The 16,504-nt window shown below is 64.0% G+C and carries 14 protein-coding genes and 1 pseudogene; 11 read left to right on the top strand and 4 right to left on the bottom strand.

The genetic code is table 11. The annotated features are described in order from the left end of the window. The 6 genes from VN419_RS09075 to VN419_RS09050 all read left to right on the top strand — a co-directional run. Nucleotides 1-313, top strand: a 313-nt coding sequence (locus VN419_RS09075) for a lysylphosphatidylglycerol synthase domain-containing protein (protein ID WP_325646699.1), incomplete at its 5' end; no start/stop codon positions are given. A 116-nt stretch (nt 314-429) separates the two neighbouring features. Further along, a complete protein-coding gene (locus VN419_RS09070) occupies nt 430-1,665 on the top strand; it encodes a pyridoxal phosphate-dependent aminotransferase family protein (protein ID WP_325646697.1) in 1,236 nt (411 codons plus the stop codon). A 51-nt stretch (nt 1,666-1,716) separates the two neighbouring features. Continuing rightward, nucleotides 1,717-2,907, top strand: coding sequence for an ABC transporter permease (locus tag VN419_RS09065; RefSeq protein WP_325646695.1), 1,191 nt, complete (start codon nt 1,717-1,719; stop codon nt 2,905-2,907). Beyond that, nucleotides 2,900-3,613: an ABC transporter ATP-binding protein gene (locus tag VN419_RS09060; protein ID WP_325646694.1), complete on the top strand. Its 714-nt coding sequence runs from the start codon at nt 2,900-2,902 to the stop codon at nt 3,611-3,613. The genes VN419_RS09065 and VN419_RS09060 overlap by 8 nt, the downstream gene beginning before the upstream one ends. A gap of 5 nt (nt 3,614-3,618) precedes the next feature. Then, nucleotides 3,619-5,001 carry a TolC family protein gene (locus tag VN419_RS09055; protein ID WP_325646691.1) on the top strand — a complete coding sequence of 461 codons (1,383 nt, stop codon included), beginning with the start codon at nt 3,619-3,621 and terminating at the stop codon, nt 4,999-5,001. Then, nucleotides 4,979-6,094 (top strand): efflux RND transporter periplasmic adaptor subunit, encoded by a 1,116-nt coding sequence (locus tag VN419_RS09050; protein ID WP_325646689.1) that lies wholly within the window; start codon nt 4,979-4,981, stop codon nt 6,092-6,094. Before VN419_RS09055 ends, VN419_RS09050 begins: the two co-directional genes overlap by 23 nt. Here the strand turns inward: VN419_RS09050 and VN419_RS09045 are convergent. After that, nucleotides 6,042-7,121: a glycosyltransferase family protein gene (locus VN419_RS09045; RefSeq protein ID WP_325646687.1), complete on the bottom strand. Its 1,080-nt coding sequence runs from the start codon at nt 7,119-7,121 to the stop codon at nt 6,042-6,044. The genes VN419_RS09050 and VN419_RS09045 overlap by 53 nt on opposite strands. An 8-nt stretch (nt 7,122-7,129) precedes the next feature. Further along, a complete protein-coding gene (locus VN419_RS09040) occupies nt 7,130-8,260 on the bottom strand; it encodes a radical SAM protein (protein ID WP_325646685.1) in 1,131 nt (376 codons plus the stop codon). Between the two features lie 230 nt (nt 8,261-8,490). Here VN419_RS09040 and VN419_RS09035 point away from each other — a divergent pair, with 230 nt between their 5' ends. The 5 genes from VN419_RS09035 to VN419_RS09015 are packed head-to-tail and all read left to right on the top strand — an operon-like array spanning nt 8,491 to nt 14,756. Continuing rightward, nucleotides 8,491-10,176, top strand: a complete 1,686-nt coding sequence (locus VN419_RS09035) for a hypothetical protein (protein ID WP_325646683.1) — start codon at nt 8,491-8,493, stop codon at nt 10,174-10,176. A 40-nt stretch (nt 10,177-10,216) separates the two neighbouring features. Beyond that, nucleotides 10,217-11,008, top strand: coding sequence for a glycosyltransferase family 2 protein (locus tag VN419_RS09030; RefSeq protein ID WP_325646681.1), 792 nt, complete (start codon nt 10,217-10,219; stop codon nt 11,006-11,008). Nucleotides 11,009-11,056: 48 nt separating this feature from the next. Next, nucleotides 11,057-12,190: a glycosyltransferase family 9 protein gene (locus tag VN419_RS09025; RefSeq protein ID WP_325646679.1), complete on the top strand. Its 1,134-nt coding sequence runs from the start codon at nt 11,057-11,059 to the stop codon at nt 12,188-12,190. Further along, the gene (locus VN419_RS09020; protein ID WP_325646677.1) at nt 12,187-13,602 is read left to right on the top strand and encodes an oligosaccharide flippase family protein; all 1,416 of its coding nucleotides are present in this window, start codon (nt 12,187-12,189) and stop codon (nt 13,600-13,602) included. The genes VN419_RS09025 and VN419_RS09020 overlap by 4 nt, the downstream gene beginning before the upstream one ends. Continuing rightward, a complete protein-coding gene (locus VN419_RS09015; RefSeq protein WP_325646675.1) occupies nt 13,596-14,756 on the top strand; it encodes a glycosyltransferase in 1,161 nt (386 codons plus the stop codon). Before VN419_RS09020 ends, VN419_RS09015 begins: the two co-directional genes overlap by 7 nt. A 1-nt stretch (nt 14,757) precedes the next feature. On the opposite strand, the gene VN419_RS09010 is transcribed toward VN419_RS09015, so the two are convergent. Together VN419_RS09010 and VN419_RS09005 are read right to left on the bottom strand one after the other, a co-directional pair. After that, nucleotides 14,758-16,017, bottom strand: coding sequence for a glycosyltransferase (locus VN419_RS09010; RefSeq protein ID WP_325646673.1), 1,260 nt, complete (start codon nt 16,015-16,017; stop codon nt 14,758-14,760). After that, nucleotides 16,014-16,504 (bottom strand): annotated as a pseudogene (locus tag VN419_RS09005) (hypothetical protein); the annotation flags it as partial. The pseudogene VN419_RS09005 and the gene VN419_RS09010, both read right to left, overlap by 4 nt.

Genomic DNA, 16,504 nt, shown 5'->3' with positions numbered 1-16,504 from the left:
GTCCTACCAGGCCGGAATGCAGGCGCTTTTCCCGCCTCCCCAGATCGGTTGCGCAATCATGGCCACCTGCATGACCGTATTTGGTCTCGTTGTTGCGCCCGTCCCCTCTGGAACTGGCACGACACACGGGGCCATCGTCATCGCCCTGACCATGTTCGGCGTCGATTTGGCACAGGCGTTCGCCTTCGCGCTCCTCTACCACGCGTTGACCACAGGGGCGAATATCTGCCTCGGCTTCGCCAGTGCGAGAAGTCTGGGCCTGAAGCCAAGTACCCTGTTGAAACGCATAAGGCCCCAGGAAGACAAACCATAGTGATCGAGCAAGGCGAACATAGCGCATACGCTGTAAGCATTTTCACTGCGAAGGTGTTGACATGCGTAGTCCAGAAGTGCACAATATAACGATATTGTTAATAATTAGGCGGGAATATGGTATTGACTCCTGAGAAATCCCCCCTGCTTGAGCAGGTACGCTACGCGAAGCTGACAGGAAAGTACCCGCTCTACCGCCAGATAGAGCAGGCGCATGGCCCTGAAGTCATCGTGGATGGCAAGAAGATGGTCATGGTCGGCTCCAACGACTACCTTGGACTCGCCAGCGATCCACGGGTAATCGAGGCGGCAACCATCGCCCTGCAGCGTTTCGGAACCGGAGCAGGCGGTTCGCGCGTGCTCTGCGGCAACCTCTCGCTCCATCATGAGCTCGAAACCCGTATCGCAGCCTTCCTCAACAAACGCTGGGCCGTTCTCTACACCACGGGCTTCATGGCCAACCACGGAGTCATCAGCTCCCTTGCCGGGCCCGGAGACATACTGCTTTGCGACCGCGACTGCCATGCCAGCATCTTTGAAGGCTGCATGATGTCTCGCGCCAAGATTGTGACCTACGCGCACAACGACTTTGACCGGGCCGCAAAGAAACTGCAGACCATTATGGACGCCCACGAGAATCCTCGCGTGTTCCTACTCACCGAGGGAGTTTTCAGCATGAGCGGCCAAGTGGCGCACCTGGGCGAGCTGCACAGGCTTAAGGCCATCGCCCCAAAACTCGTAATACTTCTGGACGACGCCCACGGTTTCGGCGTGCTGGGCCAAGGGCACGGGACCGCGCACGCCTTTGGCTGCACGGATCTCATCGACATCATCACCGGAACTTTCAGCAAAGCGCTGGCGTCCATCGGCGGCTTCGTGGCCACAGACGACGAGGACCTGAAGGACTACCTGCTGCATCAAAGCAGAACCTTGCTCTTTTCCGCGGGCCTGCCGGCGTCGAATACCGCGGCCGCACTCAAATGCCTCGACATCATTGAAAGCGAACCCGAGCGCATTGAGCAACTCATGGTGACCGCGGACCAGGCCAGAGCAAGCCTGCAGGCGCTCGGTTTCGAAGCTAACGGCGAAGGCGGCCCCATCGTACCAGTGCTCATTGGCCAGGAAGGGCTCGCTCAAGACTTCTGCATGGCGCTGCACAGACTCGGCGTCTTTGCTGTCCCGGCTGTCTATCCGGCCGTGTCCAAGGGCAAAGCCATCATCCGCCTCTCGTTCAATAGCGCGCACACGGAGAGCCACCTGTGCCAAGTGCTGGAAGCGTTTGCAAAGGCGAGCCAGCAGCTCGGGATGTTCTCCCCCAGCCGCAAGAGAAGCAAGCGGCCCAGTTTTTGCTAGGTCAAGGCAGCAATATCCCCGCAGTCCAAGCGGGAAGGTGAGGCTGCCGTATTGATTTTCTCTCATGACCTCTTCCGAATCAGCATCAGACAGGTATTCCGGCAGCGCAGGCGCAGCCTGGGGGTGCTTTTTGCCGTTGCCCTCGGAACGGCAAGCCTCGTCTCATTGCTGACCCTGGGCGATGAGGTGAAGAAAAGCCTCAACCGCGACCTGGACCTTCTCGGCGGTGCGACCCTCATCAAAGTCCGCTTCACCAATGACCAGTATCCCGGCGCCCCCTCCCAGTTCTTTTTCGAGCAATCGGTTGCGGACATCGCTGCGCTGCCTGGTGTCGAGCTGACAAGTCTTTCCACCGGGAAGATTGAATATGTGTCGCTTTTTTGGCGCATGCAGCAGTTGAGCATCCCCCTGCTGGGCGTGGACAGCAATTACTGGCGGGCCTGCAGCCTTGTCCCTCTCCAAGGGCGTCTTTTTGACACCAGCGACGCGGAACAGGCGCAAAGAGTCTGCGTCATCGGTGAAGAACTGGCCTCCAACCTTTTCGGCTCCGAGCCGGCCGTGGGGCAATATCTTCCCGTCCGCGGCGAGATCTTTCAAATCATCGGCGTGGTGGGCGGGCTGCAAATCGCTGACAGAAAAAAATTCGCCTTTCTGCCTCTCTCAACAATGCTGCGCCGCAGCAATGGCGACCTGTTCGCCGACAGGCTTCTGGTGCGCTGCAGAACATGGGACGACGTGTCCCGGGTGGGCGCGGCAATTCCGGCTCTCGTCGCGCGTCAGCAGGACCCCCAGTACCTGTTGGTGGAGGTTTCCTGGAGTCAGCTTGAGCGCGTGGTCTCAATGATCTGGTGGGTGCAGTTGTTCGTTGCCATGTCAATCGCCGCCACGCTTACCTTGGGCGGCTTCGGCATCTGGAACGGCATGATGAGTTCCGTCATCTCCCGGACGCGGGAGATCGGGCTGAAGAAGGCCATGGGCGCGGAGGAGTCGGACATCTTGCTCCAATTCCTCTGCGAAGCTATTTCCTTGAGCCTTGTTTCGGCATGCATTGGCGTAGTCCTGGGCTTTGCCATCGTCGAGACCGCAAGCCTGTATTTGGACAATTCGCCTCCGCTATCGTTATTTTTTGCGTATTCTGGCCTGAGTCTTGCTTTCTCTGCTTTGCTCGGCATCGGTGCTGGCTTCTACCCTGCGTTGCAGGCGGCGCGAATGGACGCAGTTTCGGCCATACGTTATGAATGACACACACACGCACACCCCGACCGTCAGCATAAACGGGCTGACCAAAAACTACGACACTCCCGCAGGGAGCGTCCAGGTGCTGCGCGATGTCAACCTGAAGCTCTACCCGGGGGAGATGGTCGCCATCATGGGCCCCTCTGGCTGCGGCAAGTCCACCATGCTGTATATTTTGGGGTTGCTCACCCTGCCGTCGACCGGGAAATATACCATCATGGGGCAAGACATGTTCGGCTTGGACAAGCACCAGCAGGCCTCCTACCGGAGGGAATACCTGGGATTCATCCTCCAGTCCTGCAACCTGTTCGAGCACTCCACGGTGTATGAGAACCTGGAGTACCCGCTGATATACAGCCGCTGCCCCGTGAGCAACCGCCGCAAGATCATCGAAGAGGCATTGGACAAGGTGAACCTCATGCACAGGGTCACCTTCCCCACCAACCAGCTTTCCGGCGGCGAGCAGCAGCGCGTGGCGATCGCGCGCGCCCTGGTCAACAACCCTAAAGTTTTGCTCGGCGATGAGCCGACAGGACAGTTGGATTCCAAGACAAGCGAAATGGTCATGAGCTACTTCAAGCAGATCATCGCGGAACATGACACCACCATGCTCATTGTGACGCATGATGTTACCGTGGCGAAACATTGCACGCGGGCATTCCAGATGCGGGAAGGCGTGCTTGAACCGGCTGTATTCGAAAAAGGCGTATGAACTCCATGAGCTTTGCGAAAAACACGATACCGGGCGCGGTCCTGCGCGTCATCGCTTGTGCGCTGTGCCTTTCGGTGGCGCTGCAAGCCTCCCCGCTGCGCGCGGACGAACCGAATCTCACCACGGTTCGGGGCGCAGCCGGCCAGCCCATGGATCTGAAAACGGAAATGACGTATGCGGACGTGCTCAACTACTCGCTGACCCGGCTTGAGCAGCTCAAGTCGACTCAATTCGACATTGAGACCGCAAAAATCACCGAGAAAGACGTTTTTTACAAAATGTTTCCAAAGATTGTGCTTGCCGCCACCTACTCATTCCCCCTGCAGTCGACTAAAAACAACCAAAGCTACATGTCCATGGGTCTGAACTCCGGCAACTATGACCCCATCGCCGCCTACTACGGCAGGGATGCCGCCAAGCTCGCCGTCAACGGCGCCAAGATGTTGCATGTGCTGACTGTGCAGCGGTTCATGGAAATCCTTGGGCTCGCGTTCGTCAACATGCAGGCTCTCGACGAAACCATCGCGTGCCAGAAGGAGTTTATAGCTCTGGCGAATGAAGGCGTTGAATATACCACCCAACTCATGGAACAGGGATCTGCTTCACTGCTTGACTTGCGCATTGCCAAACAGCGCAAGGACATGGCCGAGCTTGAGCTGAACAAGACGGTGATGAAGAAGCAGGCAGGCCTCGCGAAGTTCAAGCGTCAGTTGGGCATCAACGAACTGCAGAAGGTCACATTCGACTTCCCGCTGTCCATGCAACAACTGCTTGGCTTCAATGAGCCGTTGCCGGTGGACACCACTGCCATCGTTGAGCGAAGCCTTGCCTACAGACTTTTGGGAATCAAGGAGCAGCTTCAGCGCTTCAACATCCAGCTCGCCCAGTCCGAACACATCCCCAAGCTGGGCCTGGGCGTGGTTGCGCCGGATCCGCTTGCCACACAAAAGACCTCCAACTCCTACTACCTCTCCGTGAGCGCGAATGTGCCCGTCTGGTCCTGGGGTGAGACCGCGCGCAACGTGGAGCGGGCGGAACTCAGCTCCAAAAAGACCGCTTCAAGCAACCGCGTGGAGATCAACAAAATGTATGACGATTGGGACGAACTCATCGTCAGCTATCGGGATCTCAAGGAACGCTATGCGATTGCCACCACGCAGGCGGAAATCCGCAATCTTGAGATGCAGCGCGCGGAAATCAGCTACAAGTCGGGCTCCAAGCCCCTGCAGACTCTCCTCGAGGCCCGGCTAGCCCGGCTCATAGCGCAGCTTGAGGCGATCACCGCCCGCAACAATTATTACGAGGCCAGAGTGAAGGTGCGCTCGCTTTCCGGCGAACTGCTTCAGGAACTCATCAAGGTTGAGTATGGCGACGTGGAAAAAAATTAGCCTGGCGCTGCTCCTGGCGCTTGTTCTTGGGGCCGGCCTCTTCATCCTGCGTTCGCGGATGGCCGTGCCGCCGCCCAGCGCCACCCTTCCGCCACCGCCCGCCGGGCCGCACGCCATCATTGTGCAGGGACGGGCCTACTGTTCAGTCAGTTCGCCGGTCACCACGCCCGTGGGCGGCGAGGTGCTGGAGGTCTTGGTCAGCGTGGGGCAGGCGGTGAAAAAGGACGAGGTACTGCTTCGCATCAAGATCGCCCCAAACGAACGGGCGTTGCTGAGCGCCAAGGTCAATACGTATAACACCCAATCAAGCCTTGATGCGAGCCTCCACGAGATGGAGGCGAAGAAGATCATGCTGCAGCGCAATATCAGCGAGGCCCAGCAGCTTGTGAGCATGAACCTGGCCCCGCGCAACGCTCTGGTGGAACTGCAGGAGAAGGCGGAGGTCATTGACCGCCAGATAAGCACGACCAAGACCGCCCTTTCGGAACTGCGCGCGAACAGGGAGAACGAGTTGGCCGGACTGAGCAAGCTGTACGGCCAGACCGTGCGCCCGGGCATGGTTCCGGAAACGGTCATCGTGCGGGCGCCCATGGACGGCTTCGTGATTTGGATGTCGCCCACCGCCCGGTCCGGGGCGGTCATTACGACCACGACAAGCCCGCTCTGCACCGTCGGACTCATGGACCCCATGGTCATACGCGGCCAAGTGCATGAAAGCGAAACCGGCCGCCTGCGCCCCGGCGAAACCGCGGAAATCACGCTGGACGCGGGAAAGGGCGAAACCTTCAACGCCACCCTGTCCAATGTCTCCTGGGCTCCGCTGGACAACGCCGTGTCCGCGGCCTCGTACTATCTGTTCGAGCTGACGGTGACCAACCCCGACCTGAAGATCAAGGACGGCAACAAGGTCCAGGTCTCATTCCCCCCGCAGCAGGGCGACGCCGCCACGGAGCGCGAAAATCCCGCGCCGGGCCAGGCCAAGGCGGCAGCGCCCACACCTGCCCCGAACGGCGCGGCCCCTGCACCAGGCAGAATGCCGGTCAGCCCCACGTCCGGCCCGGTCCAGCCCCCCCAGGCCCCGCCGGGGCAATGACCGGCGAAAGCGCGGCCACGGCCGCGGCGTTGCCGCAAGAATCCGCTGTTCCGCGCGCCAGATTCCTGGCGTAGTCCGGAAGCCTTGCCTCGAAATCCGCAACGGCTTCCGCCGCCTCGCGTCCACTGGCCAGAACGTCGCCCACGCCCAGCCGCCGCAGGTGCCAGGCGTTGACGGCCTGTTCGTAGAACATGGCCACGGGCGCGGCCAGCACAGGCTTGCCCAGGTGCAGGGCCTCGCTGATGAGATTGTGCCCGCCGTTGGCCACCACATAGGCCGAACCAGCCAAGTCCTCCAGGAACGCGGCCCGGTCGCTGGCGCGGAAGCGCACGCGCCCCGATCCAGGCTGGGCCCCCTGGCCGTACACCAGCACATCGCGCCCGGTTTTCTCCAGGGCATCCAGAAGCCCGCACGGCAGCCCTGCGCGGAAATACGCCACAACGGTCTCGCCCCGCTCCGGGCTCAACCGTGCGACGTCCGGGCGCAAGACGGGCGGCAGCGTTGTCGTGTCTGGGCCTTTGGGGCTGGCCGGGAAGAACGAGGTCACGAGATAGCGTTCCGGCACGCTGAACAGGAGACGGATCGAGGCAAGCGTGGCCGCGCGGTTCAGATGCTGCCCAGGGGGCAGTTCCGGGCGGCACTTCGTCAGCACATGCTGGTGGCCGAAGCTCACGCAGGGCAGGCCGAGCATTCTGGCCGCACGCGGCAGATAGAATTCATAGTCGGTGACGGCCAGGTCCGGCTTGAAGCGGGCAAGCTCATCCGCCAGCCCGCGCAACACCCCGCTCCTGCCGAAGGCAAGGCGCAGGAAATGGGCCGCGGTGGCCAAGGTCTGAACCTTGTTGCCGCGCAGGATGGTCTCCGGCATGGGCAGGGCATGCACGCGGTGTCCGAGGTCTCGCAGCTCTTCCGCGCAACCGCCGCCCACGAACAGAATTTCATGGCCCGCAAGTTCGCCAGCCATGATCAGCGCACGCGTCAGGTGTCCGCGCGAGTCGCCCATGAGCCCCCAGACGATGCGCGCCATTTGCGGCCCTAGTAGCCCATGAGGCCGCAGCAGCGGGTGCAGGCGGGCATGAGCCCGTCCTTGGCCAGGCTGCGGCGGAAGGCCCGGTAGCGTTCGGAATTCCAGAGTTCCAGCACGGTGTGGTCCTTGACGTTGCCCACCACATAGTCGTGGTAGTCGCGGCAGGGCGACATGTCTCCGTTGGAGTCGATCTCCACGGCCTGGCGGATGGAGATGCAGCGCTCGAAGCCGAAGGTGCTGGCATGGTCCGTGTAGTATTCGCGCAGGTTGTCCACTCCGCTCAAGCTCGGGATGACCACGGCGGGCGGGGTGCCCAGGCGCGCGCTCCGTGCGCGGATCTCCCCCAGCTGGGCGTCGATGAGCGCGTAGTTCTCCGGCTTCCAGCCGCCGATCCAGCCCCGGTGCAGGCTGGGCTTTTCTCCGAAGCGCCGCGCATAGTCCGTCTCATGGGCGCTGGCGGCCTCTTCGTCTATCCACCAGGACAAGTAGAACACCAGCAGATCCACATGGGGCGAGATGGCCTCATAAATGTCCACAAGGTGCTCGTGGTTCTCGCGCGAGATGGTCGTCAGCGAGGCGATGACCGGCAGGCCGCGGCCGGCGCGTTCCCGCGCGGCATGCACGGCCTCAAGCCCCTGCATGATCTCCCCGAAGGTGTCGCTGTCCGTCGGGCTGCGGCGGATGGCGTTGTGAAGTGCGGCGTTGTGCCCGTCGATGGACACCTGGAGCAGGAACAGCGGAGCCTGGGCGAAGGTGTCCGCGGCGTGGACCATGCGCGTGCCGTTGGTGGCGATGGCCGTCGGCAGCTTCAGCCTGGCGCTGTGCCGGATGATGTCGAGGGTGCCGGGGTAGAGCATGGGCTCGCCGCCCCAGAGATATACCGTGGGCGAATGCCCGTGCAGTTTCAAATCGTCCAGGAGTTCAATGTAGCGCCGGGGCGGCACCTCCTCCTTTTTCAGCTCACTCAGCTGCTTGTCCAGCAGAAAGCCGCGCTCTCCCCATTGTCCGCACATAATGCAGCGCAAATTGCACACATCGGTGATGCGCAAGCTGAACTGGCGGATGGTCCCGGCAGAACCATCGGAGCTGCCGGGCGCAAAGGAGTTGAAGAGCCATTTCTCCGCTTGCAATGCGGCCAAGCGTCGTGCAATCCATGGATGGCGCGCATGCTTCCACAAGAGTTTGGCAACTGCCATCGGCGCAATGGAACTGGTCCGCCCCATGGAAGGATTCCTTTTTTCCTTTTGTTGTGTGCTCGTTCCGAGTCTCCGGTATATGCGGCACCATACCCGCGTCCTCCCATGAAGGCAATGGCGCGGAATTCGTTTGCACACTCTCCAACGGACCAAAACCAGAGGACTGCGACGGCTTGAAACTCCACCCGCTGTTCAGCTCGCCCCTGGCCGCCCTCGCGCCGCCTCTTGTACTGGCGCTGTGCGTCCGGTTCTGGGCCGTGGATGTGCTCAATTGGGACGAGTGGCTGATCTGGGCGGGCGTACTGCAGAAGCTCCAGACCGGCGCCCTGACCCTGGCCGACCTGGCCGTTCAGCAGAACGAACAGCGCAATCTGGCCGCGCGGCTTTTCGGCCTGCTGCTCCTGCCCGCCTTCGGCCTGAACCGGCTGGCCGAGTGCGCGCTGATCATCATGCTGGCGGGCGGCTCGTTCCTGCTCGCCGCGCGCCTGTACACGCGCACGGCAGGACAGGGCTCCGCTCCGGCCCCGCTGCTGGTCTTCAGCCTGCTGTGCTTCTCCCTGCTGCAGTGGGAAACCTTCAGCGTGGGCATCAACAGCTCGGTGGTGCTGCCGCCGCTGGGCATGTGGACCGGAGCGGTGCTGGCGACCCCCCGCAAGGAAGGGGAGGCTCTTACCTGGGCCAGGCTTGGGCTCATGGTCCTGACCGGGCTCATCCCTTCCTTCAGCTTCGTCAACGGCTTGTTCTACTGGATCTGCCTGACGCCTTTGGTGCTCCTGAACGCTGAGGGGAAAGGCCAGAAACTCGCCAAGGCCTCGCTCTTCGCCCTCGCCGGGGCCCTTGTCTGGGCCGCCTATTTCCATGGCTACACAAGTCCGCCGCACCACCCGTCCCCGCTCCTCGCTCTTACCCGGCCGATCATGCTCGGCGGATACTTCCTGGCCTATCTCGGCGGGGCCCTGGCGGGCGACAGGAACCTTCTGCCCCTCGCGATGCTGGGCGGCGGCGCGGGCCTTGGCCTGCTGCTGCTGTTGCTGCGTACCGAAAGGCGTCAGGGCTGGCGAAGCCTCAGGCAAAGCGCACCCTGGCTGGCCGTGGCAGCCTTCTCCCTGCTCTCGGCCCTGGCCACGGCCGTAGGGCGCAGCGGTTTCGGCATGGGCCAGGCTTTGGAGAGCCGCTATTCCACATTCAGCACGCCGCTGTGGGTGGCCCTCGTCGCCCTGCTCTGCCTGCGCGGCCAGCACCTCGGCGAGCGGACCGGCCTCCTCGTCCGGCGCATCCTGGCTGGCTGCCTTGCCCTGTTCCTGCTGTCTTCCGTGCTCTCGGCCATTGTGCTGCGCAACCGCGCGCCCAGGCTGGCCGAGGCCCGGGCCGAACTGTTCCGCTGCACCGACCCGCAAAAACTCGAGGCCGTATTCCCGGACCCGGCCTATGTCGTGCGCGAGCTGCCTCTTTTTTTACAGCAACGCGCGGCCATGTACCGCGACATCCGCCCCCTGGCGGACTATGCTCCGGCGCAGATGCGGGGCGGCGACTTTGAGCTAAAACCGGACCTCGGCGTTTCGGGCCGGGTGTGCGGCATCCTGTTCTCCGGGCAACGGGTGGATGGCCAGGCCGGACTGGTGTTCCTGGCCCTGCCGGAGCGGATTGCCGCAGTGGCCCAGGCCGAGGCGGACGGACGTTTTGCGCTTTTCGTGCCCGACAACGCCTTGCCGGAAGGCGAATGCCTCCTGCGGGCCTACGCCCTGGACAAAGATAAAAAAAACCTACTTCCTCTTGACCCGCCAAGCGGAGTTGCCTTCAACAACACGCAGTGTCCTCCGCCAGCCTTGCACCTTGAGAAATATTTCCACGTGCGCTAACTGAACCATCCGACGATACAGAATGGGCAAAGGAAGTTAGATGATAAACGGCAAGCGTATTGTCCTCGTGATGCCCGCGTTCAACGCGGCGCTGACCGTTGCCAAAACCTACGCGGAAATCCCGTTGAACGTGGTGGACGAGGTCGTGCTGGTGGACGACGCCAGCCGCGACGACACAGTGGCGGCGGCCCAGGCTCTGGGCATCCGCACGGTGCAGCACAAGAACAACCGGGGATATGGCGGCAACCAGAAGACCTGCTACGATACCGCCCTTTCCTTGGACGCGGACGTCGTCATCATGCTCCACCCGGACTATCAGTATACGCCGCGGCTGGTGGAGGCCATGGTTTCCCCCATCGCCTGGGGGGTGTTCGACTGCATGCTGGGTTCGCGCATCCTGTCGAACGGCGCGCTCATCGGCGGCATGCCGTTGTACAAGTACATCAGCAACCGCGTGCTCACCCTGGTGCAGAACCTCCTGGTGGGGCACAAGCTTTCCGAGTACCACACCGGCTACCGGGCCTATTCGCGCCAAGTGCTGGAGGCCATTCCGTATAACGCCAACAGCGACAACTTCATCTTCGACAATCAGCTGCTCTCGCAGATCATCTTTGCGGGATTCCGCGTAGGCGAGCTGACCTGCCCCACCCGCTACGCCGACGACTCCTCCTCCATCAGCTTCCGGAACTCCGTGCGCTACGGCCTTGGCGTGCTCGGCACCTCGCTGGCCTTTGCCCTGCACCGCACCGGGCTGCGCAAAAGCCCGCTGTTTTCGCCTCTGGAAGCCACGCGCCAAGCCAGCGCCCGGTCCGCAAAAGGATACGGGGCGTGAACGCTGACGGCCGCCCCGCTGGCAGCCGCCAAAAGCGCGGGAGGCGGCATGGCCGGCGGTGAGCGCGGCAACCTCTTCCTGCGCATCATGGACCGCGCCTTGGGCATCCCCCTGGTGCGCGTTCTGGGTTTGTTCCGCAAAAAAGGGGCCCCGCCGCAAACACTGCACAGCGTCGGCGTGCTCTGCCTGGGCTGCATCGGCGACATGGTGCTTCTCTCCGGCCCCCTGGCCGATCTGGCCCGTGAGCATCCAGGCGCCCGGCTGACCATTTTTTGCAGCAGGGCCAACCAGGAGGCGGCTCAAATGGCCGCCGGCGACGCCCTGGTGGTGGCGCTGCCCGTAAAGAACCCCCTCAAAGCCGCGGCCCTGGTGCGCCAACACGGGCCTTTCGACGTTTTGCTGGACGCCAGCCAGTGGCCCAGGCTGGGCGCGCTGCTTTCCGTTGCCGCGCGCGCCCGTTTCAAGATCGGTTTCAAGAGCCCGGACCAGCACCGGCACCACGCGTACGACGCAGCGGTGGCCCATTCGCGCGGCTGCCATGAACTGGAAAACTTCCGCAGGCTCTTCACTCCGCTCGGCATCACCGGCCAAGCCATTCCACGGCTCGCGCCGCTGCCCGGAGCCGAAGCCTCTTTGCCCGGCGGACATGTGCCGCAGAGGCCGTACGCCGTGCTGCACCTGTTCCCCGGCGGCTATCGCTCGCAGATGAAGGAATGGCCCCTGGAGCACTGGCGGAGCCTGGTCCAGAAGCTCCTTGAGCGCGGACTGCCGGTGCTGCTTTCCGGCGGACCGGCGGACCGCGAGCCGACCGACGCGTTCGTCCGGTCAATTGGTTCTGCGGACGTCGCCAACCTTTCCGGCTGCTCCTTGAACAGCGTGGCCGTGGCGTTGCAGCACGCAGCCGTCGCCATCAGCGTAAACACGGGGATCATGCACCTCGCCGCAGCCCTGGGCACCCCGCTGGTCTCGCTGCAAGGCCCTACCTCCACCGCGCGCTGGGGCGCCGTTGCGCCGCCGGAACGCCATGTCGCCCTGCATTCGACGCTGCCCTGCGCGCCTTGCCTGCACCTGGGCTTTGAGTACTCCTGCGAGGACAGCGCCTGCATGCGCGGCATCCCGGTGGCGGCGGTGCTCAAGGCCGTGGAGAGTCTGCTGGACCGTGCGGCTCCGGAGGTTCCTTGAACGCCGGACGTGGTGAAAAAAGCCTGAAGCAGTTCGCCTTCCTGCTGGCGGCCCAGTGGCTGCGCGACGGAGTGCAGGCGGTGTTCCTGCTGCTTCTGGCGCGGCACTCGCTGGAGACCTACGGGAACATCATGCTGGCCATGAGCCTGGGCCAGATTTTGCTCTTCTGTTCGGAATTCGGCATCAACCAGCACTTCATGCTGCTTTTGGCAAGCCGCAGCTCGGCCCCAAGCGCCGTGTTCCGGCAGATCACCCTGCTCAAGGGCGCGCTGTTCGCCGCTGGCAGCCTGGTCATGACCGGGTTCTGCCTCTGGCAAGGCTACCCGCCCGAACTCATGGCCCTGGTGCTGATCATCGGCCTGTCCTTCGGGCTGGACGCCCTGGTGAACTCCTACTACGTGGTCTGCCAATCCCTTGGCAGACAGGACGTGGAGGGCCGCCTGCGCGGCATGGCGGCGCTCCTGGGCTATGGCGGGGGAATCCTGGCCATCTTCTCCGGTGCCGGGCCGCTGGCCACGGCGCTGTTCAAACCCCTGGAAAGCCTGACCGCGCTGGCCGGAGCCTTCAAAATGCTGTGCCGCAGCTGGCGGACTTCGGCCCAGCCCCTGTGGGGAGCGGTATGGAGCACATGGAAGGGCACCCTGCCCTTCACGCTCATGGCTCTGTCGGCCATCTTGTACAACAAGCTCAACATATTCTTTCTGCAGCGCTTTGGCGGCGCGCAGGCCGTGGCCCAATACAGCGCCACCTGGCAGATCGTGGACGGCATCTCCGTGCTGGCCTCGGGCCTGCTTCTCGGCAAGGTGCTGTTTCCCATGTTCGCCAAGCTCTGGCTCAACGACCAGACCGCCTTTGTCCGAAAGGCGCGCGCCTATGCGGCCCAGCTGTCGGCCCTGGCCCTGCCGGTGATGTTCGTGCTGGCGCTCGGCAGCGAGGTGATCATCGGCCTGCTCTACGGAACCCAGTACGGCGAGGCCGCACGCGTGCAGCCCCTGCTGTGCCTGTGCGTGTTTTTCGCCTTTGTGCACAATCTGGCCTACTATCTGCTGCTGAGCATGGGCAGGCAGATGCTGGTGCTCTGGTTCTTCCTTGCCGGGCTGATCGTAAACGCGGCCCTCTGCCTGACGCTTATGCCCAGCGCCCCCCTGGACGGAGCGGTGTGGGCCATCGTCAGCACCAAGGGCTTCGTGGCCCTGCTGACGGTGGGAGCCTGTCAGCGCTCCCTGGGCCTTCTGACCGTCAAAGCGGCGGCTCCGTTGCTGCTCTCCGCAGCTGGGGCCGCAGCCCTGACCTGGGCGGGCAGGCAGGCAGGCTTTGCGCTGGCAGGGGAGCTTCTGGCCCTGGCGCTGCTGTTGTTCCACCTCTGGCAAAGCCACAGAACCCGCACTGCGGCCAAGGAGGCCCCATGCTGACCACCCTCGCGCACCTCGGCATGGCTGCGCACCTTCTGGCGCTGGCGCTGCTGTTCCTGGTAAGCGCCCCAGCCATCCGCGCCGCGCGCCGCACCTGGGTGGAGAAGCTCCGCGCCCCGGCCCCGGCCACCTTGCCGAAGCTGGCGCTCATCGTGCCGCTTACGGGCAACGCACCGGGCATGCGCGGCTGCCTGGCCTCGCTCCTGAACCAGTCCGGCCCGCCCTGCGACACGTACTTCGTGGTGCGCGATGAAGCCGACCCGGCCACCGCTTTGGTGCGGGAGCTCATGTCCGGCGCTCCTCACGCCCATCTGGTGGTCGCAGGCCCGGCCAGCACCTGTTGCCAGAAAAACCACAGCCTGCTGACCGGCATAGAGGAGGCAGGCGAGGCCCCGGAAATACTCGTGTTCTGCGACAGCACCCATGAGGCCGCGCCGGATTTCCTGGTGCGCCTCACCGCGCCCATCCTGGCGGGCCGGTGCGTCCTGTCCACGGCCTACCACCGCGTCGTGCCCGGCGACAGCTCCCTGTTCACCCTATGCCAGTATTTCTGCGCCCTGGGCATCCACCTGCTGCAAAGCGTGCCTCTGCTGTGCCAGCCTTGGGGCGGGGCCACGGCCATCCGGCGCGGAGACTTCTTCGCCCATGGGGTCGACGCGGTTTGGGCGCGCGGCATCGTGGACGACTTCACCATGGGCCCCTATCTGCAAAGCCGCGGCGTGCGCGCCCTGGCCGTGCCCGAGGCCTCCCTGGTCACGCGCCTGGCCGGGCAGAACATGCGCGCCTGGCTCTCGTGGTGGTTCCGGCAACTGCTGTATCTCAAGTTCTGCATGCCCCTGACCTGGGCGGCCGCGACCCTGGGGATCGTCGGCCTCGGTTTCTCGGCAGGCTGGGCCGTGCTGGATGCGGTCACAGGAGGAGGGGCCGGCTGGCTCTACCTCGCGGGTTTGGCCGTGCTGGGCGTGGCATTCGGCAGGCTCGCGCAGACAAGGCCGCCTGCCTGGCGCCTAGCCCTCGCCTTTTTGGTCATGCAGGCCGTCAGCGTGCCCTGCTACCTCGCCACCTGGGGAACAAACACCCTGGGCTGGCGCGGCATCAGCTATAAGGCGGGGCTGGACGGCCGGGTGCGCGCCATCATCAGATCCGGGCCCTGAATCACCTGCCCTCCGCTCCAGCGGACCGCTGAAGCAATGCTTCCAGGCGCTCCAGATTGACCTCGGGAGCAAACAAGTCACGCACGCGTTGCCGCCCGGCCCGGGCCATGTTCAGAGCGGACTCGCGATCCGCCGCCAGCCGGGAGATGGCTCTGGCGATCGATTCCGGGTCGCGCTGCGGAACAAGAAGCCCCGTGACCCCGTCCTGCACAAGCTCCCCGATGTCCGCCACATCCGCGGCCACCACAGGCAGGCAGTGCAGCAGGGCCTCCAGAAGCACCATGGGCAGGCCGTCCCGGTCGCCGGATGGCTCCACCCGGCACGGGGCCGCCAGCAGGTCCGCAGCGAGCAGAAGCCGACGGGCCTCCGCATGGGTAACGAAACCAGGAAACTCCACGCGTCCGCGAAGGCCCAGCCTCTCGGCCAGGGCAAGCAGCCTGGCCCTTTCCGGCCCGTCCCCGGCCAGGGTCAGGCGGAAGTCCAGCCCCTGGTCGAGCAACAGGCGGCAGGCCCGCAGCAGATCATCAAAGCCTTTCTTGCCCACAAAGCGGCCGAGCCCCAGGATGTGCAGAGGCGCGGCAAACCTTGCGGCGGCCTTCGGGCAGTCCGGCCAGGGCAAGATTTCGCGGATGAGTTGAACTGTCCCTGGGGGCAATCCGCCCAGAATTTCCAATTGCTCCGCGTTGCAGCGGGCGATGACCCGCACAAAGGCTGCCTGGCGGAGCTTCTCCGGCAGCAGGCCGTCAGGCGGATGCACGTCGCGGGCGCGGCCCGCGAAGCTGAAGGGAATGCCGGTGAGCCTCGACGCGGCCCAGGCCGCCGTGGCCGGGCCACAGGCCCAGGGCGCGTGAATGTGGGTGACGCCGCAATCCTGAAAACGGCGCGCCAAGTGAAACGAACTGAGCAAAGCCCAGAGATTCTCTCCATATTTCTCAAGCCTGCTCCACAGGCTGCCGCGATCGCCGGAACAGCCGCCCAGGCCAGCGGCCAGGGCTCGTCCCAACAGGCTGAAAACGGTGCCGGGCTTGCGAGCGAGCCAGTGCCCCAAGCCTCCTAAAATCCGACCCAGGCCGCCCAGGCCCAGGCGCTCCACTCCGGGCTCGGCGCGCAGTTCCGGCGTCAACCCGCGCGAGAGCGGGCCGTAGAGCGTGAACACCAGCAAGTCCAGGCCTCTTGCACGCAGACCGCGCACCTCTGTGACCAGAAACGTCTCCGACGGCTTGGGGTACCATAGCAGGACATAGGCCGCGCGCAGGGTCATGCCGGATCCTCCGGGGCGGCGAACTCCCCCAGGGTGGCTCCGCGCAGGGCGCAACGCCCGGAGAGCCACGCCAGAAAGGCTCGGGTCCGCGTGAGCAGTCTGTCCACCGAGGCCTGGTCAGGCAGATGCGGCGCGAAGCCGGGCGCCAGCTCCGAGGAGTGCAGGAACAGGTGGATGACCCTCCCGCCGCGCTGCAAGTGCAGCCTCGCGGCAAGTTCCATGGACGCCAGGGGATACCACGCAGGCTGCGTGCCCACGGCGGCAACCTTGCGGAAGCCTGAGAGCAGGCCGTCGGCCAGACTTCGCGGCAGCAGCCGCGCGAGGCCTTTGGCCGCACTGCCCAGCCCCGGCAGCAGCGGCACCACGGTGAGAGGCGCCTCGGTGAGGGCGTCCAGACGAAACGGATCGGCTGATATGGAAAAATTGTCCGGCAGCCCCGGAACAAAACGCAAGGGCACCTGGCTGGAGTCCACGCGCACCCCGTGCC

It is taken from the genome of Humidesulfovibrio sp., from assembly GCF_035560995.1.
Taxonomy (GTDB): Bacteria; Desulfobacterota; Desulfovibrionia; order Desulfovibrionales; family Desulfovibrionaceae; genus Humidesulfovibrio.
The sequence above is the reverse complement of the archived record's forward strand: the minus strand, read 5'-3'. Positions and strand labels throughout refer to the sequence as shown.

Bases quoted from the DNA above. Each gene is read 5' to 3' on its own strand.
- VN419_RS09010 (WP_325646673.1), bottom strand. From the start codon at position 16,017: ATGACCCTGCGCGCGGCCTATGTCCTGCTATGGTACCCCAAGCCGTCG.
- VN419_RS09050 (WP_325646689.1), top strand. From the start codon at position 4,979: ATGGCGACGTGGAAAAAAATTAGCCTGGCGCTGCTCCTGGCGCTTGTT.
- VN419_RS09045 (WP_325646687.1), bottom strand. From the start codon at position 7,121: ATGGCGCGCATCGTCTGGGGGCTCATGGGCGACTCGCGCGGACACCTG.
- VN419_RS09015 (WP_325646675.1), top strand. From the start codon at position 13,596: ATGCTGACCACCCTCGCGCACCTCGGCATGGCTGCGCACCTTCTGGCG.
- VN419_RS09030 (WP_325646681.1), top strand. From the start codon at position 10,217: ATGATAAACGGCAAGCGTATTGTCCTCGTGATGCCCGCGTTCAACGCG.
- VN419_RS09055 (WP_325646691.1), top strand. From the start codon at position 3,619: ATGAGCTTTGCGAAAAACACGATACCGGGCGCGGTCCTGCGCGTCATC.
- VN419_RS09025 (WP_325646679.1), top strand. From the start codon at position 11,057: ATGGCCGGCGGTGAGCGCGGCAACCTCTTCCTGCGCATCATGGACCGC.
- VN419_RS09060 (WP_325646694.1), top strand. From the start codon at position 2,900: ATGAATGACACACACACGCACACCCCGACCGTCAGCATAAACGGGCTG.
- VN419_RS09070 (WP_325646697.1), top strand. From the start codon at position 430: ATGGTATTGACTCCTGAGAAATCCCCCCTGCTTGAGCAGGTACGCTAC.